This is a genomic window from Nitratireductor kimnyeongensis (assembly GCF_019891395.1).
GTDB classification, from domain to species: domain Bacteria; phylum Pseudomonadota; class Alphaproteobacteria; order Rhizobiales; family Rhizobiaceae; genus Nitratireductor; species Nitratireductor kimnyeongensis.
On the sequence record NZ_CP078143.1, the window covers coordinates 1558536 to 1580667 of the forward strand.

19 protein-coding genes are annotated in these 22132 nt (G+C 56.1%); 10 read left to right on the top strand and 9 right to left on the bottom strand.

Annotation, left to right across the window (positions count from 1 at the left end; translation table 11 throughout):
- Nucleotides 1–17: 17 nt before the first annotated feature.
- Genes KW403_RS07355 through KW403_RS07375 form a run of 5 tightly spaced genes read right to left on the bottom strand, consistent with a single transcriptional unit; the run spans nt 18 to nt 5395 of the window.
- On the bottom strand, nt 18–1193 hold the full coding sequence (locus tag KW403_RS07355) for an ABC transporter ATP-binding protein (RefSeq protein WP_223022065.1): 1176 nt from the start codon (nt 1191–1193) through the stop codon (nt 18–20).
- A 19-nt stretch (nt 1194–1212) separates the two neighbouring features.
- On the bottom strand, nt 1213–2046 hold the full coding sequence (locus KW403_RS07360) for a carbohydrate ABC transporter permease (protein ID WP_223022066.1): 834 nt from the start codon (nt 2044–2046) through the stop codon (nt 1213–1215).
- A complete protein-coding gene (locus tag KW403_RS07365) occupies nt 2043–2978 on the bottom strand; it encodes a carbohydrate ABC transporter permease (RefSeq protein WP_223022067.1) in 936 nt (311 codons plus the stop codon). Before KW403_RS07365 ends, KW403_RS07360 begins: the two co-directional genes overlap by 4 nt.
- Before the next feature lie 58 nt (nt 2979–3036).
- Nucleotides 3037–4356 carry an ABC transporter substrate-binding protein gene (locus KW403_RS07370; RefSeq protein WP_223022068.1) on the bottom strand — a complete coding sequence of 440 codons (1320 nt, stop codon included), beginning with the start codon at nt 4354–4356 and terminating at the stop codon, nt 3037–3039.
- Nucleotides 4357–4399: 43 nt separating this feature from the next.
- A complete protein-coding gene (locus KW403_RS07375) occupies nt 4400–5395 on the bottom strand; it encodes a PdxA family dehydrogenase (protein ID WP_223022069.1) in 996 nt (331 codons plus the stop codon).
- 89 nt (nt 5396–5484) lie between these two features.
- On the opposite strand from KW403_RS07375, the gene KW403_RS07380 reads away from it, so the two are divergent.
- Nucleotides 5485–6363, top strand: coding sequence for an NAD(P)-dependent oxidoreductase (locus KW403_RS07380; protein ID WP_223022070.1), 879 nt, complete (start codon nt 5485–5487; stop codon nt 6361–6363).
- Between the two features lie 154 nt (nt 6364–6517).
- Here the strand turns inward: KW403_RS07380 and KW403_RS07385 are convergent, their stop codons facing one another.
- The 3 genes from KW403_RS07385 to KW403_RS07395 form a co-directional block, all read right to left on the bottom strand.
- Nucleotides 6518–7339, bottom strand: a complete 822-nt coding sequence (locus tag KW403_RS07385; protein ID WP_246637918.1) for an alpha/beta hydrolase — start codon at nt 7337–7339, stop codon at nt 6518–6520.
- Between the two features lie 445 nt (nt 7340–7784).
- Nucleotides 7785–8897, bottom strand: coding sequence for a transporter substrate-binding domain-containing protein (locus tag KW403_RS07390; RefSeq protein ID WP_223022072.1), 1113 nt, complete (start codon nt 8895–8897; stop codon nt 7785–7787).
- A 38-nt stretch (nt 8898–8935) separates the two neighbouring features.
- Entirely contained in the window at nt 8936–10027 is a 1092-nt protein-coding gene (locus tag KW403_RS07395; RefSeq protein WP_223022073.1) for a calcium:cation antiporter, read from the bottom strand.
- A 384-nt stretch (nt 10028–10411) separates the two neighbouring features.
- Between KW403_RS07395 and KW403_RS07400 the strand changes: the two genes are divergently transcribed.
- The 9 genes from KW403_RS07400 (at nt 10412) to KW403_RS07440 (ending at nt 21037) form a co-directional block, all read left to right on the top strand.
- Entirely contained in the window at nt 10412–11980 is a 1569-nt protein-coding gene (locus KW403_RS07400) for a TolC family protein (protein ID WP_223022074.1), read from the top strand.
- Between the two features lie 49 nt (nt 11981–12029).
- Entirely contained in the window at nt 12030–13487 is a 1458-nt protein-coding gene (locus KW403_RS07405) for a metal-dependent hydrolase family protein (RefSeq protein ID WP_223022075.1), read from the top strand.
- Between the two features lie 7 nt (nt 13488–13494).
- On the top strand, nt 13495–14304 hold the full coding sequence (locus KW403_RS07410; RefSeq protein ID WP_246637919.1) for a hypothetical protein: 810 nt from the start codon (nt 13495–13497) through the stop codon (nt 14302–14304).
- An 11-nt stretch (nt 14305–14315) separates the two neighbouring features.
- Entirely contained in the window at nt 14316–14684 is a 369-nt protein-coding gene (locus tag KW403_RS07415; protein ID WP_246637920.1) for a YtcA family lipoprotein, read from the top strand.
- 4 nt (nt 14685–14688) lie between these two features.
- Nucleotides 14689–15738: a multidrug transporter subunit MdtN gene (gene mdtN, locus KW403_RS07420; RefSeq protein WP_223022076.1), complete on the top strand. Its 1050-nt coding sequence runs from the start codon at nt 14689–14691 to the stop codon at nt 15736–15738.
- A gap of 115 nt (nt 15739–15853) precedes the next feature.
- A complete protein-coding gene (locus KW403_RS07425; RefSeq protein WP_223022077.1) occupies nt 15854–17470 on the top strand; it encodes an FUSC family protein in 1617 nt (538 codons plus the stop codon).
- A 129-nt stretch (nt 17471–17599) separates the two neighbouring features.
- The gene (locus KW403_RS07430; RefSeq protein WP_223022078.1) at nt 17600–18715 is read left to right on the top strand and encodes a linear amide C-N hydrolase; all 1116 of its coding nucleotides are present in this window, start codon (nt 17600–17602) and stop codon (nt 18713–18715) included.
- A 78-nt stretch (nt 18716–18793) separates the two neighbouring features.
- On the top strand, nt 18794–20173 hold the full coding sequence (gene gad, locus KW403_RS07435) for a glutamate decarboxylase (protein WP_223022079.1): 1380 nt from the start codon (nt 18794–18796) through the stop codon (nt 20171–20173).
- 225 nt (nt 20174–20398) lie between these two features.
- Nucleotides 20399–21037 carry a hypothetical protein gene (locus tag KW403_RS07440; RefSeq protein ID WP_246637921.1) on the top strand — a complete coding sequence of 213 codons (639 nt, stop codon included), beginning with the start codon at nt 20399–20401 and terminating at the stop codon, nt 21035–21037.
- 100 nt (nt 21038–21137) lie between these two features.
- On the opposite strand, the gene KW403_RS07445 is transcribed toward KW403_RS07440, so the two are convergent.
- Nucleotides 21138–21959: an LssY C-terminal domain-containing protein gene (locus KW403_RS07445; RefSeq protein ID WP_223022081.1), complete on the bottom strand. Its 822-nt coding sequence runs from the start codon at nt 21957–21959 to the stop codon at nt 21138–21140.
- Between the last annotated feature and the right edge of the window lie 173 nt (nt 21960–22132).

Here is a 22132-nt window from a genome sequence, read left to right on the forward strand (position 1 = left end):
AGCTTTTACGCCGGAATTCACGCATCGCCCCAGATTGCTTCGCCGGTCGCCGCGTCGAAGAAATGCAGTGCGGAAACGTCCACCGCAATCGTCCGTCTGCCGGGTACAGTCACATCACTGCGCGGGTCGAAGCGTGCAATGCAGGTGGCGCGCATTTGCGAATTGTCATCAGGCAGCGATTCCAAAGTATCGGGCGATACGACCGGAGCCGCCTCTCCATCGATCTGAAAATGCACCATGATGTCCGACCCGAGGGATTCACGCAAAAACACATCTCCCTCGATGGTTTGCGCCGCAGTCGACATCGCCGGATCTCCCATGTGTTCGGGACGAATGCCAATGATCAATCGACGGCCGTCATAACCTTGCAGATCCGGACGCTTTTCCAATATCTGCCCATCGATGCGCAGCTCCTGATTGCCGATCCTGAGCATTGCACCCGCACCTTCCAGAGCAAAATCGGCGAAGAGCAGCGCCATCGCGGGCGACCCCATGAAAGTCGCGACAAAAGTGTTGGCCGGACGGTTGTAGATTTCATCAGGTGATCCGATCTGCTGCAGCTCACCATCCTTCATGACCGCGACTCGATCCCCCATGGTCATGGCTTCGATCTGATCATGCGTGACATATATCGTGGTAACGCCCAGCCGATCCTGGAGAGCGGCAATCTCGGCGCGCATCTGCACCCGCAATTTAGCATCGAGATTGGAAAGCGGCTCATCCATGAGGAAGACGGCGGGACGGCGTACAATCGCCCGCCCCATCGCCACGCGCTGGCGCTGGCCGCCCGAGAGCTGACCGGGCCGCCTTTTCAGGTGATCCTCCAGCTGCAGAACGCGCGCGGCATCCTTCACACGCCGATCGGTCTCGGCCTTGTCGTATTTCTGAATCTGCAACGAAAATGCGATGTTATCGTACACGGTCATATGGGGATAGAGCGCGTAGTTCTGGAATACCATCGCTATGTCGCGGTCCTTCGAACGCACCTCATTCATCACCTCGCCGCCGATGCGAAGCGTGCCACTGGTGATGTCTTCCAGCCCCGCGATCATGCGTAGCGCTGTTGACTTGCCACAGCCTGAAGGTCCGACAAGTACGAGAAACTCACCGTCGGCTACGTCAATGCTCAGGTCCTTCACCGCATGAAACGTGCCGTAGGCCTTACCCAGTCTTTCAAGTTTCAGATCGCCCATTGGCCCTGCTTTCCGAATGTTATTTCAAACCCTGCGTGGCGATGCCCCGCGTGAGAAACCGTTGTGATGCAAGGAAGAATCCCAGAACCGGCCCTATCGAGAGCACCGACATCGACATCAGCCCGCCGAATGAAGACGACCCGCCGCCCGCATCCAGAAACAATGCGAGACCAAGAGGCACGGTCTTGTGCTTCAACTCTTGCAGATAGATCAGCTGCGAGAGAAAATCGTTGTAGGTGAAGATGAACGTGAACACGGCCGTCGTCACGAGCGCGGGCAGCGACAGGGGCAGAACAATGCGCCAGTAGCGTTGCCAGAATGTCGCCCCGTCAATCTCTGCTGCCTGCTCCAGTTCGGCCGGAAGTGTGCGCATGAACTGCACCATGAGGAACACGAAAAACGCGTCGGTCGCCAAAAATTTGGGAACGATCAGCGGCAGGTAGGTGTTCACCCAGCCCAGTTTCAGAAACAGCAGATATTGCGGCACGAGTTGCGCGTGGATCGGCAGCATGATCGATCCGAGCATGATCGCGAACCAGAGCCGTTTCAGCGGAAACTTCAGCCGGGCAAATGCATAGCCGGCCAAAGATGCGCCAAACAGGTTCCCGATGATGGCAAATCCGCACACGATGAACGAGTTTGCCAGAAACAGGCCGAAGGTCGCATCACGCTGCGAGAACCAGCCATTCCTGTAGTTCTCGAGGCTGACGGCTTCTGGGATCAAACCCGGCGAGGAGAATATCATTGCCTCCGGTTTGAACGAGGAGGAAATCATCCAGGCCACGGGGTAAAGCATCGCGCACAGAGCCACGACAAGGCCCATATGCATGGCAAGGCGTCTGACTTGGCTCATTGTTTGTCATCTCCATAGAAGACCCAATACCTGGCCGACCAGAACAAGGCCCCGGTGATCAGTGCGATGACCAGCAAGAGCAACCAGGCCATGGCGGTTGCAGCACCCATGTTGAGCTGTTCGAACGCCTGCTTGTAGAGGTAGACGGTGTAAAGCATCAGGGAGTTCGCAGGGCCTCCTGTGCCGCGCGAAAGGATCCATGCCTGCGTGAAACCCTGGAAGGACTGGATGGTGAGCAGGATCAGATTGAAAAAGATGATCGGCGATAACAAGGGCAAGGTGATGCGGCGGAAGATCGCGATGCTGCTGGCCCCGTCCATCTTCGCTGCTTCGTAGTAAGATGCAGGAATTTGCCGCAACCCTGCAAGGAAGATCACCATCGAGGCTCCGAAGGTCCAGACATTCAGCGCAACCAGTGTCGCTGGCGCCGTGGATGGATCGGAGACCCAACTCTTGCCGGCAATGCCGAACCAGCCCAGAAAATCGTTGAAGATACCTTCGTCACCGAAAACCTGAAGCCACAGAAAACCAATGGCCACGCTGCTGCCGATCAGGGAAGGGATGTAGAAGAGCGAGCGATAGATCGCCAAGCCCGACAGCCCCTGATTGAGTACGGCCGCCACAAGGAGCGACGCGATCAGGATCAGGGGCACGGAGCAAAGAACATATATCGCGGTGGCGATCACGGAATCGTGGAACACCTGATCCCAGAACAGAAGATCGATGTAATTCTCAAATCCCACCCATTGCGGGGCCGAAAACAGATTGTACCGGGTAAACGACAGATAAAGCGATGCGATGACCGGTCCAATCGTTATAAGGACCAGACCGATGAACCAGGGCATCAGAAACATGTAAGCCGCACGGCTTTCGCTTTGTTGTGGCGTCAGCCTGTGGCGCTTGCGCCGGGATCTGGCGTGCTGATCCTTCATGCTTACCTCGAGCGTCGGGAAGGGGTATCGGGCACGCCGTGGCGCGCCCGAACCGGTCTCACTTCATGTTGCGATTGATTTCGTTGATCATGTTCGCAGCAGCTTCCTCGGGGGTCGAACGCCCGAAAGCGACACGCTCATAGGCGGACTGCAGAGAATCCTTCAAAGCCTGATAGGCGCCGGTGGGGTAGAAGACACCCTTGGCCCGCTTCGACACAACACGTAGTGCCTCGATCTGCTCTTTCTGACCATCGGTCGCATCGGGCATCTTGTATTGGGCTTCCTGGAAACGATCGACGGCAACGACGCCATTGTCCGAAGAATAGATATTGGCGGCGCGTTCGTCCTGCAGGAAGAAGTTCGTATAGGCGACCGCGATGTCGCGTGCGCCCGCTTCGCAGCCAGCCGCAATCGAGATGCCGTTGATACCGACATCCTCGCCGGCGCCATCCGGGCCAAGAGGGTAAAGGGCGATATCAAGATTGCTGCCGGGCGCGGCGGTGTCGAGCACAGCCTGGTGTGCGTCGAGGCGGTTCGCCGGACGCGGCTGCACCACGAGGCGGCCATTGGCGATGCCGGACTCTTCGATCAGATCGCTGCGTTCTTCAACGAGGCGATCAGCGTCCTGAGCAGCGCCTGCCTTGCGCAGTTCTTCCCAATAGTTGAACCAATCGGTCACGATGGCTTCGTCAAATCCGACACCGCCCTCGCTAAAGACCTTCTGCCCATGGGACTGGACATAGGCAATAAATGCCTCCGGCGAGACGGGCATTCCACCGGCGGCATCCACCCCGTCAGGCAGCTTCTCGTTCACCGCCAAGAGCCATGTCTTGAACTCCTCCCACGTCACGCTGTCAGAGTCAAAGGGCGTAATGCCGGTTGATTCTGCAAGAGATTGGTTCATCAACATCACGTAGAAGAACACGCCCGTCGGCACCATATAAAGCTTCCCGTCCTCACCACGGCCGGAATCGATCAGTGGTTTGGGAATACCGGTGAGATCCAGTTTGCCGGAAGCGACGAGGTCGTCCAGCGGAAGCAGGATTGAGGGATCGTCGTAATTTGCGAGCCAGCGGTTCTGCATCTGAATGATACAGGGTAGGTTGCTGCCTGCGGCCTGAACATTCACTTTCTGCCAATATCCGCTCCAGTCCGAAGGCTCCCGCACGATGCTGACGCCCGGATTCTCGCTCTCGAACAGCTCAATCACATCGTAGGTTTTCTCATTTCGAGACGGACCGCCCCACCAACTGTACCGCGCTTCCCCGGAAAGGCCGCTCTGTGCCTCGGCGGTCGCCACAGGCGTGGCGACCATTCCCGTCAAGCTCAAAGCCAAAACAGATGTCAGCGTCTTCAAACCATTCAGTTTTGCGTTCATTCTTGCTTCCTCCCTTATGTGTTCCCCGGAACGCGCCTGACTATCAGGTCACATTGCGGGAGATCTTGCGACACAGGGCAAGCGCCTCGCGCAGGCCGTCCAGCCGCGCCACCCCCTGTCCCACAATATCGAAAGCCGTTCCGTGGCCCGGTGTGGCGAACGGTACGGCCAGCCCGCCTATGAGGGTCACGGATCGGCCAAGCCCAATCAATTTCAGGGCGATCTGCCCCTGGTCGTGATACATGGTCAAAATGCCATTGGCGCCCTGCGCCCTGGCCTGGGCGAATACGGTGTCCGCCGGAATTGGTCCGATGATATCGAAGCCATCCTCCCGCATGGCGGCGATCGCTGGTGCGATCACGTCAATCTCCTCGCGTCCGAACACGCCCTGCTCCCCGGCATGTGGATTGAGACCGGCGGCACAGATTTTCGGTGCCTGAATACCAGCCGCGATCATCGTGTTGGCCAGCAACTTCGCAGCACGGCGGATACCATCGGCTGAGATTGCATCGGCCACGTCGCGCAGCGGAATGTGACTGGTCACGCGTGCCGTCCACATCCCTTCCAGTGCGTTGATTTCCCCGGCATCCGCGCATTGGGGCATGTTCTTCATGATGTATTCGAGCTCATCACCACTTGGATGGCCCGCATCGCGCATCGCCTGCTTGTTCAGCGGGCCGTAAACCGCGCCAGCAATCTCTCGCTTGCGCGCAGCTTCGGTCAGCCAGTCCAGAACAGCCAGTGATTCCGCTCCGGCTTCCCGTGACACTTTCCCCAACGGTCCGACCGGTGCATCGAACGGTAGATCCAGAAACCGCACGCCATCTGCGCAACACTCCGACAAGCGAGAGATGCGCGGGAGTTCGCGGCTTCCGCCACACCGGGCCGCGGCATCACGAAACACGTCCCAATCCCCCAGGATGACAATTCCTCCCTCCACCGGAGCGCCCTTGTCTGTAAATGTACGTGCCACGATCTCGGGTCCGATGCCGTATCGGTCACCGAGGGTCACGATCATGGGGCGAATGGATTGATTCATGGGGCAAAACTTACACTTCGAGGTGATTGATGTGATCACTATAATCTGTAATTATAAATTATCCAGAAAATTCTGAGGGAGGATGCCAGATGGCTGGGCGGCAGGAAAAAGCGCTGATCGGATTTGTGGGTCTGGGGATGATGGGCCTGCCCATGGTGCAGAAGCTCCAGCAGGCCGGACATCGCCTGGTGGTGTGGAACCGTGAACCCGAAGCGTATGATCAGTTGAGCGATGTCTTGATCGCCGAGAATCCCCGCGCGGTTGCGGAACAGGCCGGCATCATATTTCTGTGCGTGCTCGATGACCGTGCGGTGGATGATGTGGTCTTTGGACAGGGTGGCATTGCCGAAGCGGCGAACCCATCACATCTCATCGTGGATCATTCCACCGGTCTGCCTGTGCCGACACAGGCGCGCGCCGAGAAACTGAAAAGCACCTGTGGCGCAGATTGGGTCGACGCTCCGGTGTCCGGAGGACCCGGTTATGCCCGCGAAGGCAAGCTGACCATCATGGCGGGCGGCGAGCCGGACGCGCTGGCGCGCGCGGCGCCCTTCATGGATGCCTATGCAGGTCGCACCACATTGATGGGACCGGTGGGCGCGGGCCAGACCGCCAAGGTTATCAATCAGGCGATCTGTGGCGTCGGATATGTTCTCATGGCGGAAGTGCACAGACTGGCCACTCAGAGCGGGCTCGCCGCGGACAGGCTTCCGCAGTGCCTAGCAGGCGGACATGCAGACAGCGCTCTGCTGCGATATGCCTATCCGAAGATTGACGCGCAGGACTTTGTGCCTGTCGCGAGCAAAGCCTCGCAAATGGCCAAAGACCTCAAGAATGTGGAAGCGGAAATCAAACGTCTCGGCCTCGCGCTGCCAATCGTCCAGCTCGCCAAGGAGAGATACGCAGACTATGTGGCTGCGGGCCATGGAGACAATGAAACCGCTTCAATCAGCGAACTCTATAAATGAGCCACCCGCTCCATTGAATGGATCATCAGCGCGTGAAGTGCATTTCTTCATGCGCTCTCTCTCCTCGTCCAGCCTTACCGCGGGTCTCCAAACGACACGGGCCGGCAAAACGCGATGGGCCGCAGGCACTCTTCCGGGAGCTTCACAGGTTCCGTCACTTTCCAGCAACCAGATCGACAACGGTGAGCGGGGTTGTGATGATGATCTCGGCCGCAGTTCCAACAGTACTGCCGAGATTCTGCACCAGATCTTCCAATCGGCTGGAAAGCTCGCCCTGAGTGACTCCGTCCAATTTGCCTTCGAATGAAAGACGCTCACCCAACAGGCGGACGAGAAGCGGGTTCTCCGCAAACTTCGTGTGGTTGAGCCAGCCCCCTGCCTTGACTTTGCTGACGTCAACCACTGTTACCCCCAATGCCGTGAGGGAACTGACTTCGTTATAGGCACCCAGGCGAGTTTGATTGCCGGCGATGAAACCAGAAAGATTGAGAGCCCGGTCGTTGCTGGCCGTCAAGACGAGGAAGGTCTTGCTTGGCACCCCATAGCGCCTCATCTGTGTCTTGAACACATCAACATCGAGATCAGGCGACGCCAGAATGACATCGGCCAGCTTGCCCCCGAGGTCACGGTCCCCTGAGATGGCCAGTTGGCGAAGCGCTTCCATGGCGATCCAGCTACCCATTGAGTGAGCGACAATGTCAATTCGCTTTGCCCCAGCGCGTGAGATCAATCGCAACGTGTCCTCAAGCGCATCACGGGCCGCAGTCGCACTGTTATAGTCATAGACATAGTCAAGTGTTCGCTCCGCAGACGGCCAGGAGAAAAGGATCGGTGTGCCGTTGTACCCGGCATCATGGAAGATCTGAGCTGAGCGATACACCGCACCGGTGAAACCGGTGTTGTAACCGTGGACAAACACCAGCGCCCGTCCGTTGTTGCTCTGAATTCTCGCCCGAAGGGCATTCTCGAAATCCATGGGCTGCGCGTATAAATCCGCACGCTGTACCGAAAAATGCCGCCTTGCATCAGCAGCTTTCTGGCTGGAGACACGTTCCACTCGTCCTGATCGGTGTGCTTTGGGAACGGAAACGTCTACACGGGCAAAGGATACATTCTCGCCCCGCCGGTTCAGGCTTCGTCTTCCAGAGAAAATCTCGCCAGGTTCAGCACTCTTCGCCCGCGTGGTTGCGAGGAAAATTTTATGGGTGGCGAGAGCTTCTACCGCGTCTGCCGAGCCGTTCGATTCCTGGCTTGAAAGCAATGCATCGTGATTGGCGCACGCCGAAAAGGCGAAGGACATTAACAGGACAGCAAGGCAACGAAGACCTTGAGAAAACGAACAACAAGCCATTCTTCAATCGCAAAATAGGATCAATTATATCTAATTTAGAAAGAAAACATGGAATGTTCTCTGTCTAAGGCTAATTATCTCCCCCAAAGTATTTGATGTAGAGCCGATGGATCATTCCATCTTCATGAGCGCCAACGACTTCAACTGTCAGCGGTTTCCTCAAGGGACTTTGAGGCGGCAATCCGAACCCATACTTGTCTGGATTGAACAATGGTCCGACGACCGAGAATGCCTTTTCGGGATTCTTGTAGGCGAAGTATTCCAGAACGGGCTTGTCGCCGACAACCGCATCGATCCGGCCAGCCAGGAGAGCGTCAGCCGATTTGCGGATATTGGGGAATGGAACGACTGCCAGCCGGGCTGCGCGCGCAACGTCCTCTGCAGTGCTTCCCTCGGTGACACCGACAATCCGTCCTGACAGATCACCGACATTGTGTATGTCTCCTCGAAGCGAAAGTGTCGTCATGACACTGGTAACCGATGATGTCACGAAAGCCACCACAAGCACCCCGAAAACCAACCAGACACCCTGCCAAACACGCCCATACCAGCCGAAGAGATTTCGACGTGGGGCAGGCTTTCCGGAAGTTGCAATGGTCATCACCGAGTAGAAGCTCTCGGCCAGACCATCTCTCCACCGTTTGGGAAAATCCCTGTCGAAATGCCTGTCGAACATCGTATAGCCGACCGTTGCCAACAGTATGACAAAACCCAACCAGGCATAGGCTCCCAGAAAACCCGAGTCCCGCAAACCGCGCAGCAAATCCCAGAAACTTCCCGAAGAATCGTCATGAACCATGATGCGCAGACCGGAATCGAACCAGGGCTGCGTGAATTCAATTCTCTGAGCGCGTGCCTCGGTGATGGTTAGATTGGTGACAGCAACGTCGACCTCACCCTTCGCGGTGGCATCGACCATCTCGCGCACTGTCTCATAGGGTAAATAATTGAATTTCAGACCCAATTCCTTGGCGAACATCTCCCAAAGCTCAATCGCCATTCCGGAATAGTGCCCCTTCTCCTCGACCACGAAGGGAGGGTTCTCGTGCACTGCCACTCTCAGCGGCGGTTGCTGCGCAAAAGCTGGGGCCGCACCGCTGCAGACGATGAATGCGCAGATCAGAGCCGCGACGATACGGCGCCAAATTCTTTTGCTGGCGAGCGGGAGTATACATCCAGCCATACCGTTCTCCTCAGACATCAAAGTATGTTTGCTGCCGATCAGGGCAGGATCGAAATCGCTATGAAGGCAGCGAAGATCACGAGATGAATTCCCCCCTGCATCATTGTGGTGCGCCCCGTGGCAAGGGACAACGTGCTCATGAACAATGTCAGGAGCAGAAGAACCATATGCTCTGCCGCGAGCCCCAAGATCAGGGTTTTGCCCTGCATCACCGAGATCACTGCAACCGTGGGGATCGTGAGGCAGAGACTGGCGAGCGCCGAACCGAGAGCAAGATTGAGGCTGGTTTGAATATGGTTTTGCATGGCGGCACGAATCGACGCAACGCCCTCCGGCAACAACACCATCAACGCAATCACCACACCCAGCAGCGCATCCGGAAGACCCGCCGCTTCAATCTTGGCGTCGACCGGGGCTGCCAGAGTTTCAGCCAGCATCACCACAGCCACAAGCGCTACCGGGAGCATAATGGCAGATAAGGCCACCGTTCTGGCAGGCACCGGTTCAGCATGGCCTGCGTGTTCCTGAGAGCTGGCGCTTGAAGCATCAAGGAAGTCGTCCTTGTGCTTGAACATCTGAACGAACAAAAACAGCGCATAAAGACTGAGCGAAACGATCGCGACAAATACCAGCTGCGCCGGCGCGTAAACGGGCCCGGGCCTTTCAACGGTGAAATTCGGCAGGACCAGACCGAGCACGGCCAGCGTCCCCAGCACACCCAGAGCTGCGGTGGCGCCTCTCCCTTGAAACCCTTGTTCATGATACCGGATGCCACCCACCAAAAGGCAGAGACCTACAATTCCGTTCAGCACGATCATGATCGCAGCAAATACGGTGTCACGTGCGACGGGGCTATCCCCGCTCGGGTCCGCGATCAGCACGGATACGATCAATGAAACTTCAATGACCGTGACCGCCAAAGCCAGAAGAATTGAGCCGAACGGCTGGCCGATCTTGTGGGAAACGAGTTCTGCATGGTGCACGGCCGAGAACACAGCCAACAACAGAAGCGGCGCAGCCAACATTAACAGGACGCCAGACACCGCGTCGTGTTCCAGATGCTCGATGAACAGGGCGAATCCGAGTGCCACGACAGGAGCTAGAAAGGTCCAAATTTGATTTCGCGTCATTTCCTTATTCTTCCACCCACCGCAGGTCCGAGCAGCCTCTCAAGGGTTCTGCCATTTGGTTATCAACGCTGACAATATCTCGATGGAAGCATTGCTGCGATGTGGTGGAAACCGTCTCGACGTAGTTTGCCGACCTTTTCACAGAAATTGCGCGAATGATCTCCAGCAAATCCAGCCCATACATACCGCCTGAGATTTGATCGTTAATGACACTGTCGATGCAGGCAATACGTTGTTTAGCCAAAGACACAAAGCCCTCTTGACGCCGACTAATGTTCGCGAAACAACAGCAATAGGCTCAGATGCGCATCATCCGTTCCAACTTCGCACTTTTTTGTTTTATTGGCGTTGGAATTGTCGTGTAACTTTGGATGGTGTTTTTGAGTGAAAGTCTGCCTTGCGGCTGGAATGGGGTTTGGTTTGTCGCTTTCTCGGAAGAATATTGGTTCCAGAATTTTCACTCTAACTCTGATCCATACCATCTGCATCCTGACATCGGCATGCGTGTCGGAATACATTGAGCCGGAAGCCGATACACCCGAACAATCTTACAGTGTTGGCGGCAAAAACGGCGATTATTCTATACCTCCCGATCAGGAGGCCGCGAGCTCTGTGTCAGAGCTTACCGAGAAAGCCACAGCCTTTTCGACGGACCATATCAAACACGGCTATGCCTACAGCCTGCCTGAATTAATCGACATCGGTCAGCGCTTAAACCCCGCGACTCGCGTTGCATGGGAACAGGCACGCCAGGCCGCAGCTGCCGTGGGCATGGTAGAGGCAACCTTTCTTCCCGTAATCACAGCCAACATCATTGCCGGTCAACAGAGGGTTGTCACACCTGTCCCCAAACTGACAGGCGGAACCGACCATGTCGGCACAACCATCAATGGTGTCGTGCCAAACATTGCGCTGCAGTGGCTGATATTCGATTTTGGCGAGCGTCAGGCGTGGCGCACCGCCGCCGAACAGAATGCTCATGCGGCCAACATAAATTTCAACGGCTCGCACCAGGTCCTTATCTACAATATCAGTCGCGCCTACTATCAGTATGGCGCAACGAAGAACAATCTCGCCATCGCACAGCAGACACTTGCAAACAGTCGTCGCCTGATGGACGTCGCCAACACTCGATACAAAAACGGTGTAGGCACCTCGATTGAAACAGCCCAGGCCAAACAGCTCGTCGCCCAGTCGCGCTTTCGGTTGGTGCAGGCGGAGGATGCGTTGCGGGACGCCTATCACGATTTGATTGGTTCGGTTGGTCTTCCCGCAACCACCAACATAAAGATATCGGACGAGTCGGCGCGACGATTGCCGCGGCCTCGTGCTCTGCCAACAGAAGAACTTGTTAAGGCCGCTCTTGCTCAACGTCCAGACGTATTGGCCAGCTACGCAGCGATCAAGGCCAGCGAAGCGAATGTGAGGGCGACAGATGCCGCCTTCATGCCCAAGGTATATCTGGGCGCTATGGCTTCCGCCAACAGCGGGAGCATCCAGACCGGCAATCTGCCTGGCCTTGGCTTGCAGAACACTTCAACTGGCATATTGGTTGGAGCCACGGTGCCGATTTATGATGGTGGCCTTAGAACAAATCAGCGCCGTCAAGCCGAAGCGGGCGTGCGCGCTGCGGAAGCCGCGCACGAACAAACCCGCAGCGCTGCAATACGAGAGATCGTCATCGCCTCCGATACACTCCGCTCAGCGCTCGCATCGTACAGCGCAGCCAATGAATTGGTCGAGGCTGCAGGTGTTACCTATGACGCCTCTTTTGACGCGTTCAAAAACGGGGTGGTGCCAATCACGGATGTGATTGCCGCGGACAGTGGTCTTCTCGATGCAAAACAGGCAAAGGCAGAGGCCCATGCTGCTTCCCTTATCGCGGCCTCCACGCTTGCGTTCTCACTTGGAAACATGACATCCAGAAACTCTCCTCAAACGGCAATCCGTTAATTTTTCATCGAACCCGGCAGCGCCGTTCAGATCCAATGGAGCATTATCAATGCGATTTCGTATCGGGAAAAAGTATCAGCACCTCGTTCACGGGCTGAACTGCGCATGCCACAGCCCCGAAGCGCTGAATTTGCTCGATCGGATGGAAAAAGGACTTTCTCGCCGGTCAGTGTTGCGCGGTATTGCTGCATCCCTGGCTGCGCCGGCCCTCGGGATGGTTTCGCCCGCTTTCGCTCAGGAGCCTCCGAGACCAATTCTTCTGAAGAATGTGCGAATCTTTGATGGCAGATCGGCGAAGCTGATCGATGGGAAGAGCGTACTGATTATCGGCGACCGGATTGCGGGACTGCCTGGAGAAAGTGAAACCGTAGGCGACGCCGAGATCATCGACTGCGGCGGACGCACATTGATGCCCGGAATGATCGATGCGCATTGGCACACAATCCTGGCAGGCATTTCACAAATGACTGCACTGACAGCACAGGTTCCGTATGTTCATCTGGTTGCAGCTGAGGAAGCCGAGCGCACCGTGCTTCGCGGCTTCACCACGGTCCGTGACACGGGCGGCCCATCGTTTTCAATCAAGCGCGCCATCGATGAGAATCGAATTCCCGGCCCGAGGATCTATCCTAGCGGTGCCATGGTCTCGCAGACGTCCGGGCATGGGGACTTCCGTCCCCTCTACGAATTGCCCCGTTCGGCGCAAACCAACCTGAGCCATGCTGAAGAGGCGGGCATTTCAGCGATTGCCGACGGCGTTCCGGAAGTCCTGCGGAGGGTTCGAGAACAGCTTATGCTAGGGGCGAGCCAGATCAAGATAATGACTGGAGGCGGCGTCGCGTCCTCCTACGATCCGATCGATGGTCTGCAGTTCACCGAAGAAGAGATCCGCATGGCGGTGGCAGCCGCTACAGACTGGGGCACCTATGTCTGCGCGCATGTCTATACGGCCAAGGGAATAAAGCGGGCTCTGGCCGGCGGTGTGCGATCGATCGAGCATGGGCAACTGGCTGATGAAGAGGCCGCAAGGCAGATGGCCGATACCGGCGCCTGGTGGTCGATTCAACCTTTCCTCGCCGACGAGGACGCGAACGTCTATCCGAGCGCCGAGCAGCGTGAGCAGCAAAAGATGATTGCAGAGGGCACGGTTCGAGCCGTCGAACTAGGCAAGAAGTTCAACATCAAGATGGCGCTGGGAACCGACATACTGTTCAATCCCAAGGCCACAGCAACGCAAGGCAAACAGCTGGCCAAGTTTGCGCGCTGGTATGACAACGTAGATGTGCTGCGAATGTTGACCAGCGGCAATGCGGAGTTGCTGGAAATGTCAGGCCCTCGCAACCCTTATGCAGGCAAACTTGGGGTGATCGAGACTGAAGCATACGCAGATGTCCTTCTTATCGACGGAAATCCGCTCGACGACATCAATCTCATCGCTGACCCGGCCACATACATAAAGCTTGTTCTTAAAAGCGGGCGCATTCACAAGAATACATTGGGGGCATAAAATGCACATGCGATTGACCATCCTCGCGTTGGCTTGTGGCATTGCAACAACCACCGGGGTCTCTGCCTCGGATATTTCCACCACGCCTGAACTTGGGCCCGAGCAGGATCGGCCATGGGCGCTTCAGATTTCTCCCTATGTATGGGCGACCGGCCTTGACGGTCACATATCTCCGTTCCGCCACGGTCCGACCATAGGAATCAAAAAGTCGTTCTCAGACGTCATCGACGATCTCGACTTCGCCGGGTTTGTAAATCTTTGGGGGCGCTACGAGCGTTTCGTGTTTTCGGCAGACATGATGTACGTGTCGACAACCGACAGCAAAGTCGTTCAGGGCTCAATCCCTCGCCCTCCGCTATCTGTCCGGCTTGGCGCGTCGATCGACACGAAACAGTTCACTTCCACATTGCAGGCAGGCTACCGCGTCATCGAGACGCCCGAATTCACGCTCGATATGCTTGGTGGTGTGCGTTTCTGGCATATTTCGAACGATGTTGATTTGGACGTTCAGGTCGGTGGTCTAAGGCGTACGTTACGCTACGGCGAAAGCTTCAACTGGGTCGACCCCATTGTTGGCGCGCGCGCGTTTCTGAACCTTACCGACAAACTGTCTGTCCAGGCACAGGCTGATATCGGGGGTTTCGGCGCTGGCGCAAAGTCCACTTGGTCGGTTCTGGCCACAGCCAACTATACGTTGACGGATCACCTGTCCCTATCAGCAGGCTACAAGCACCTCGAAGTCGACTACGAGGATGACGGGCATGTTTTTGACGCGACTATGAGCGGCCCGGTTCTGGGCATCACCTATCGATTCTAAGCAACCGAGAGGTGCTCACCGGCACTGCGCCATTTCTAGCAATCCGTTCTCTCGAAAACGTCGAGTCGCAAAAAGGGGTTAACGTGCCAAAACCATCCGACTTTCAGATCACCAGACGTGTGACTTGGAAGAGTGCAGTAGCCGCAATCATCGCGGGTACCTCCCCTGCTCTGGCGGCAGCGCCTTCGGTCCCCTTGTTTGGGAGCTTCTTCCCGTTTTGGCTGCTCAGCCTTTTTGTGGGTGTCGTTCTCACTGTCTTGCTGCGTCTGGTCTTTGTGTTGATTGGCCTCGACGACATTCTGCGATGGCGCGTGCCGGTTTATATGAGCATGGCGCTCGGCATTACGTATCTGGTTTCTCTTCTGGTATTTGGGCGGTAAGACAATGAAATCCCTCCCGTATCGTCGCCTTATCCCTGTGGTTGGAGCCATTGTGAGTCTGGCAATCATTGCTGGCGCTGGAGCATTGGCCCTCCGGAGCCATTCGGAGAGTACGAAGAACCCGCTATCCGACGACGCCTCTCTGGATGCGGAAACCGTTTCAGTTGCGGCCGGTGTTGCAGGCCGCATCAAGGCCCTGCATGTTCGCGAGAACTCCCTGGTCTCGAAGGGGGATCTGTTGGTGGAACTCGATGACGCCGCTTACCGGCTTGCCGTCGAGCAGACACGAGCGGATCTAGAAATCGCCATGGCCGCCGCGAATGATCAAACACGCAACATCCAGGCTGAACGCGCCAACGCGCAGATTGCGGCGGAACAGGTCGAACGCGCCAAAGCAAACCTGGAATTGGCCACACAAACACTAGACCGCTTATTGCCGATGCAGTCCAAGGGCTATGTGTCAGCGCAGCAGATCGACGACGCCAGAACCATCAAACGCGATGCAGAGGTCAGTCTCAATGAAGCCTTGCGTCAGGTTGAGGCAGCAAATGCATTGATTGGAGATGAGGAAGGCACTGAAGCTCTTATCCGGGCGCGACGCGCCGCGCTTAACATTGCCGAACACGAACTGAAAAATACGGTTATCCGCGCACCGAGCGACGGTCGCATCGTCGATCTTACAGTTGGGCCGGGTGCGTATGTGCTGCCTGCACAGACCATGTTTACGCTGATCAAGACCGATCAGTGGTTTGCCACTGCCAACTACACGGAAACCACGCTACCAGCGATCACTGTCGGCGATTGCGCCACCGTTTATGCTCTGGCGGACCGCAAACGCCCCCTCAAAGGCAAGGTCGAAAGCATCGGCTGGGGTGTATCTTCGAAGGATTTCATCAAACTTCCAGCCGGGCTCCCCATCGTTCCTAAGTCTCTTGACTGGGTACGGGTCCAGCAGCGATTCCCGGTTCGCATTCAGATATCAGAGCCTCCTGCAGACCTGATGAGAGTGGGAGCATCGGCGGTCTCGATAGTTCACACCGATGGCGACTGTTAGTTCACCGGCAGGGCGCCTTTTCTCTCAGGCATGGGCTGATCTCGGCCCGGTCGCGGGCAGATTCGGGCTGACTTGGCGCGTCGCGTTGTTGTGTGCGTTCGTCACGGCCGCGTCGATGATGTTCAAGATCCCGGAAGCAGCCATCAGCTGCTATCTGATCATCTTCCTCATGAAAGAGGATGCCGTTCAAAATTGTCTCATGGGGTTCGGACTTATCCTCCTCGCCACACTGGTGGTCGTCCTCATGATCCCTGTGATCAATGCCAGCATCGATAGTCCTGCCTTGCGCCTGGCCATCATGTTTCTGGCTTCATATGTTTTTCTGTTTCTCAGTTCGACAACACCACTGGGAGAACAGGCAGCTATCGTCGGCCTCATCATTGCTTTCATAATGACATTGGTGACGGATATTCCGGTCGGCCAGATCGGGAACGAGGGACTTCTTGCAGCATGGAAGATGGCGTGCATGCCGATGCTTCTCATGATCCTCTTCAATCTGGTTCTCGGTTTGCCGGCGCACCAGCTGGTTCGCAGAAAAATCGTAGAGAGGCTGCGCACCAGCGCTGCGGTGCTTGAAGGCCGGGAATGCGATGCCCGGTTGCAGAAGCTGTTGGCCGAAGGAAACGACGTATCCCTGCAGCAAATGATGACGGTGAAGTTGCTTCACCTGGTGCCTCGTGCCCAGTCGGTCTGGCTCAACGGAGCGCTTGAGACAAGCTACAGTATCATGCTGGCAACGATTGGATCGTCCGACAGCCACACGGCAGTACAGGATCGCGATATACCGAAGGCGCTGTGCGAGTTGGCGGAGGAAGTCGCCGCTGGCAATATTCCAACTGTCGACCTGGCCTTCATCGAACACCACTCCAGTTCGGGTGCGAAGGGCGACTTGGTGAACGCGCTCGCTGCATTGTCGCGGGCCGACGGTGGCGCATCGCCGAAGATCGCACCTCAGCGCCTTCTGGCTTCAGACGCTTTCACCAATGTGGATCATCAGCGGTACGCACTAAAGACATCGCTCGCAGCAATCGTCTGCTATCTGATTTACACCGGCATCGACTGGGACGGCATCCACACCGCATTGATCACCTGCTACGTGGCAGCTCTTGGGACAACCGGTGAAACCGTCCGGAAGCTCACTCTGAGGATTGTGGGTTGCCTTGTGGGAGCAGCGATGGGTGCCGCGGCACTCATCTTTGTCATGCCCCACCTCACTTCGGTTGGTGGATTGATGGCGCTGGTTTTTATTGGAATCCTGCCCGCAGCCTGGGTCTCATCAGGCAGTGAACGAATCTCTTATGCGGGCGTGCAGATCGCACTGGCGTTTCTTCTGACCACATTGAACGGATTCGGCCCCAGCTTCGAATTTTCCCAGGCGAGCGACCGGATTGTCGGAATACTCGTGGGGATCTTTGTGATCTATCTGATCTTTACGCAGTTCTGGCCGAAAAGTGTGGTCAACGAAGTTCGCGTTCTGATTGATCGGGCCCGCTCAAGCGTGAGCAACTTGCATGATCCCGCTTCAAACCAAAACGGTAAGCTAAGCGCGAGTATGACCGCTTATCAGGATCTGGAACGAGCTGAGGACATGCTCGAAATGGCCTATTTCGAGCCCCGCCGCCAACGTGCTTCAAATGCGGAGCTCGAACAATACCGAACAAGTATTGAGAGCCTGCGGGAGAGGCTCCGCTCGCTCAAACCAAGATTAAATCAACCAAAGGTTGCGAATTGAGCCGAAGCTTGATGGAAAAAGGAGCGGCACGATTGATTTTTTTTTCGCAGGCTACAATCAATCGTCACATTAACATACAATTATCCTAGCCGATTTATCGTTCCACCAGATTGTAATGGAAGGTAATATATGTGTACGTCCCTTGCTTATCACGATGCCTCAGAGAATGTGTATTTTGGCAGAACATTGGAACTCACATCCGATCTGCCGTATCAAATCGTTTATTTTCCGAAAGACATACCCTTTTCTTCGGATAGTGATGGTCATCCGACCCTGAAATATACTGGGAAGAACGGCTTTATAGCAGTAACGATGCCCGGCCGAATGCCTACAAAGGAAGCGCCTCTGGGATACAAGGACCTGAAACCACTTGAAGGCATGAATGAGAAAGGGCTCACCTTCAGCCTGCTTTCCTATCCTGCCGCCGGCGGCAAACACGAAGCGGTTGCCGCGACGAAAGCCGTCCTTTCCGCCTCCGATCTGGGTTCGTGGGCTCTGTCTCAGTTTGCCACGGTTGCCGAAGTCAAGGACGCACTGGAGGCTCAGCCGGTATTGCTGGAACCTCTGGCACTTTTGGGAGGTGTTGAGTCGCCATTCCATTATGTGGTTCATGACTCGACGGGCGACTGCCTCGTCATTGAATTTAATCAGGGCGAAATGAAGCTCCACGACAACCCCGTCGGAGTGATGACAAATGGCCCCGAGTTCAGTTGGCACCTGACCAATCTGGACAATTACACCTTCCTTTCGAATGTCGACAAATCAAGCGCCACGTTTGGAAATTACAAGGCCGTCCAGCCGGATTCAGGCATTGCTACCGCTGGCCTACCGGCATCAAACACCTCCGTCGGCCGCTTCGTGCGCGCCGCCTACTATGCTCAGTTCACTGAGAAGGCAAAAACGCCCGATATGGCGGTCAAAACGCTTGCCCACGTGATGAACAATTTTGATCGTCCGCGAGGAATAACCATCGACTACCCGAGTGAAGATGGCGGGCACCTTGAAGTTGCTGGCCTCTCGAGCGCTGCTAATGAGGACTACGCGACGGAGTTCACCTGCTGGACAAACCTGTCGGACCTAGCGCGGCGAAGATTTTATCTCCGGACCTATCGGAGCTTGAACTACACCTACATTGATGTGGGCGCTTTGACCGGATCAACCGATCTTCTGATACTTCCGATCGAAAAACTAGATGAATTGCCCCTGGAAGGAACCGGCGCCCTACAGCAAGCCAAGGCGGGTTGAGCAGTCTCGGCGAATTTCATTCTCCACCCCGAAACCACCGGACCAGCAGTGCCCCCCTGCTGCGAGATAGAGAGAGACATGAGCAAGAATCGAAACGATACTCTGGACGCAATCTACGGTGCCCGTGATCTGGCACAGGCCCTCCCCAAGCGGGACTTTCCCAAGATCGAACGCGAACCGCGCCATGTGTATTCGGCACTCCGCGATGAGTTGATGCTCGACGGCAATGCACGCCAGAACCTGGCCACCTTCTGCCAGACCTGGGAAGAGCCGGAAATCCATCAGCTGATGGATGACTGCATCGACAAGAACATGATCGACAAGGACGAATATCCGCAGACCGCGGAGATTGAAATGCGCTGCGTGCGCATGCTTGCCGATCTCTGGAACGCCCCGGAAGGAGAAGCGACCGGTTGTTCGACGACGGGCTCGAGTGAAGCGGCCATGCTGGGTGGCTTGGCCATGAAGCGCCGGTGGGAAGCAGAACGCAAGGCCAAGGGTCTTCCCACGGACAAGCCCAACATCATCACTGGGCCTGTCCAGATTTGCTGGCACAAGTTTACGCGATATTGGGACATCGAGCATCGCGAGATACCGATGGAGAACGGGCGCCTGCTCATGACGCCTGAAGAGGTTCTCGAACGCTGTGACGAAAATACCATTGGGGTGGTCCCCACACTCGGCGTCACGTTCACCGGCGAGTATGAGCCGGTCAAAGCCGTCAGTGATGCCCTGGACAAATTGCAGGCTGAGAAAGGTCTCGATATTCCGATCCATGTCGACGGAGCCAGCGGCGGCTTTCTTGCGCCGTTCTGCGCACCGCAGCTGGAATGGGATTTTCGCCTGCCGCGCGTCCGCTCCATCAATGCCTCGGGCCATAAATTCGGACTGTCCCCACTCGGCGTTGGCTGGGTGATGTGGCGCGAGGAAAAGGATCTGCCCGAAGAAATGATCTTCTGGGTGAATTATCTGGGCGGCAACATGCGCGATATCGCCTTGAACTTTTCGCGCCCCGGCGGTCAGATTATCTGTCAGTACTACAATTTCCTGCGCCTAGGCCGAGAAGGCTACACCAAGGTGCATGGCGCCTGCTACAACAGCGCCACTTACCTGGCCCAAGAGATCGGAAAAATGGGTCCGTTCGAGATTGTGTTCGACGGCGATCCAACCAGGGGCATTCCGGCGGTCTCTTGGAAAATCAAGGAGGGAGTAGATCCCGGGTTTACGCTGTTCGACCTCGCTGACAGGCTTCGTGTGCGCGGTTGGCAGGTCCCGGCCTATACACTTCCCGCTGATTGCCAGGATCAGGCAATCCAGCGCATTCTGGTTCGAAACGGTGTAAGCCTCGACCTGTGTTCCCTTCTGATTCAGGACATGAAGTCGGCTATCGAACATCTCGAAGCGCACCCCAGGAAAACACCGCTTGGAAGTGAGAAGTTTTCAGGGTTTCATCATTAGTAGACCAGGCAGAACGCGGCACCGCCGCCAGGATGAGCCATGAACAACTCATCAGATGAAGCGATCTCAGGGGGCACGCATTGCCGTGGCCCCTGGCCTTTCGTGACGTGGAGAAGCATCATCCTCCACGGACACCGTGTTGTTCTGAAATCGCGCCAGCTCCGAAAAGGGCTTGTGCACTTCTCCATCGTGCCATTTTGGAGAAAGCCAGCCTACAATTGGTGGATGGGGCTGGTGTTTGCCTGCGGCGCGGCGCTCTTCATTCTGGGAGCGCTTTTGTCTCTGGTGCCGAATCCGCTTGCTGCCTGGCAGGTGGGGGTCGTGTTTTTTTTGGGTTCGATTCCTTTCACCACCGCCGCGTTCATGCAGAATTTCCAGGCTGCAAACGCGCCCGACGTGGACGATCCTCTGGACGGGACCGTTCGGGGAAGAGTTCGCATTATCGGTTGGCGACCAGTGAACCTCGGCTGGCTGAGCACGATCACACAGCTAGCCGGGACAATTGCGTTCAACGTCAACACGTTTGATGCCATTCATCCCTTGCCCGGATGGTACTCGCAGGATCTGACGATTTGGCTTCCTGGGGTGATTGGCTCCGTTCTTTTCCTGATTTCGGGCTATCTTGCTTTCATGGAAATCAGTCACGGTTACTTTTCCTACAGTCCGCGCAACACTGATTGGTGGATTGCTTTCTCGAATCTGCTGGGCTGCGTCTTCTTCCTTACCGCTGGGGTGATAGCCTTTGTGCCAAGAGGCCCAGAACCTGGTTGGATCGCGGTTACCGCCAATGTCCATCTCCTCCTCGGCGCGACGGGGTTTTTCATAGGAGCGGTTCTTATGATGATTGAGAGCCGGAAACGATAACACGGGGGCTACACTTCAGACGCGCTCCCGACGAGGGCGTCAAACCTGCGTTTTCCGCACCGGCTTCCTTGTCTTCAATCCACGACTGTGGGGCTCGCTGCTACTCTCTCAATTCGATGTCCGACAGTTGCGCGTGAAAAATACGTCCGTCGGTTGTGAAGTGCGTGGCGACGTGGCCGCCTGCCTCGATGAAATGATGTTCTTCAATGCAACCTGACCTCAGAAGCTGGGCTACGATATGCTCTCGCTCAGCATCGGCATCCCGATCCACCTTGTGAGAAATCTGCCATGTCATGGATTGCAGACCAAAGCCGGTATCGTTGGTGCCGGCTCCAACCCATATATGCGAAGTTGAAGGGTCGATCCGCGGTCCGCGTGTCCAGAATGCGACGTCATCTGGACCGAATTCCGGGTCTGCATTTGCAGCCCAGAAACGAACGTGGTGTCTTTTTCGCGGACTGTTTCCCAAACACTGTTGGAAGCCGACATCCTGCCTGCGCCCGAAAAGAAATAGGGAACTGAAAGGGGCAGTTGGGTAAGGTCGGTCCAGAACAAAGCACGTCGCCATCTGGATGGCAGAACGAAGGCTGAGCCTGTCGGCAGGACTCCAGCCGATCGTCGAGAACGCTTTCAACAACTGCTCCTTGGAACCAATGAGCACAATGTTGACCGGATCTGCGGGGAGCCCGTCAGACGCACGCGTCACTCTCGGGATTCGATTACTTCGAAGAAGTGCGGCACTCACACGAACAATGATTGGAAGTATAACGTAGGCTGCAGCGACGTACGTGATCAGCAATGCGATGAAAAGCGGCACGCGCTGATCAATTCGCTCGAACACCTGAGTTGCAATCAGCCACATCGTCGCTGAAGCGATCAAGAAAACGAATGCACGCTGAATCCATCTGATAATAGGGCTCATAAAAGCGTCTTAACTGAAGAATGGTACGATGCATACCAGCGCTCGTGGACAATGAATCCCCGGAGACTCACTACCGCCTTGCTATTATTACCTCGCGCCCCTTCCAGAGACTTCCGAGCTTCTCTTTCGCGCAAAAGAGCGGCCTCACGCCTCAACGGATATGTTTATTAGTC

What these genes read in the sequence shown, in the direction of transcription:
- gad (WP_223022079.1), top strand. Translation starts at nt 18,794, where the DNA reads ATGAGCAAGAATCGAAACGATACTCTGGACGCAATCTACGGTGCCCGT.
- KW403_RS07370 (WP_223022068.1), bottom strand. Translation starts at nt 4,356, where the DNA reads ATGAACGCAAAACTGAATGGTTTGAAGACGCTGACATCTGTTTTGGCT.
- KW403_RS07355 (WP_223022065.1), bottom strand. Translation starts at nt 1,193, where the DNA reads ATGGGCGATCTGAAACTTGAAAGACTGGGTAAGGCCTACGGCACGTTT.
- KW403_RS07425 (WP_223022077.1), top strand. Translation starts at nt 15,854, where the DNA reads ATGATGTTCAAGATCCCGGAAGCAGCCATCAGCTGCTATCTGATCATC.
- KW403_RS07365 (WP_223022067.1), bottom strand. Translation starts at nt 2,978, where the DNA reads ATGAAGGATCAGCACGCCAGATCCCGGCGCAAGCGCCACAGGCTGACG.
- KW403_RS07375 (WP_223022069.1), bottom strand. Translation starts at nt 5,395, where the DNA reads ATGAATCAATCCATTCGCCCCATGATCGTGACCCTCGGTGACCGATAC.
- KW403_RS07385 (WP_246637918.1), bottom strand. Translation starts at nt 7,339, where the DNA reads ATGGATTTCGAGAATGCCCTTCGGGCGAGAATTCAGAGCAACAACGGA.
- KW403_RS07395 (WP_223022073.1), bottom strand. Translation starts at nt 10,027, where the DNA reads ATGACGCGAAATCAAATTTGGACCTTTCTAGCTCCTGTCGTGGCACTC.
- KW403_RS07430 (WP_223022078.1), top strand. Translation starts at nt 17,600, where the DNA reads ATGTGTACGTCCCTTGCTTATCACGATGCCTCAGAGAATGTGTATTTT.
- KW403_RS07360 (WP_223022066.1), bottom strand. Translation starts at nt 2,046, where the DNA reads ATGAGCCAAGTCAGACGCCTTGCCATGCATATGGGCCTTGTCGTGGCT.
- KW403_RS07410 (WP_246637919.1), top strand. Translation starts at nt 13,495, where the DNA reads ATGCGATTGACCATCCTCGCGTTGGCTTGTGGCATTGCAACAACCACC.
- mdtN (WP_223022076.1), top strand. Translation starts at nt 14,689, where the DNA reads ATGAAATCCCTCCCGTATCGTCGCCTTATCCCTGTGGTTGGAGCCATT.
- KW403_RS07445 (WP_223022081.1), bottom strand. Translation starts at nt 21,959, where the DNA reads ATGAGCCCTATTATCAGATGGATTCAGCGTGCATTCGTTTTCTTGATC.
- KW403_RS07440 (WP_246637921.1), top strand. Translation starts at nt 20,399, where the DNA reads ATGGGGCTGGTGTTTGCCTGCGGCGCGGCGCTCTTCATTCTGGGAGCG.
- KW403_RS07380 (WP_223022070.1), top strand. Translation starts at nt 5,485, where the DNA reads ATGGCTGGGCGGCAGGAAAAAGCGCTGATCGGATTTGTGGGTCTGGGG.
- KW403_RS07390 (WP_223022072.1), bottom strand. Translation starts at nt 8,897, where the DNA reads ATGGCTGGATGTATACTCCCGCTCGCCAGCAAAAGAATTTGGCGCCGT.
- KW403_RS07405 (WP_223022075.1), top strand. Translation starts at nt 12,030, where the DNA reads ATGCGATTTCGTATCGGGAAAAAGTATCAGCACCTCGTTCACGGGCTG.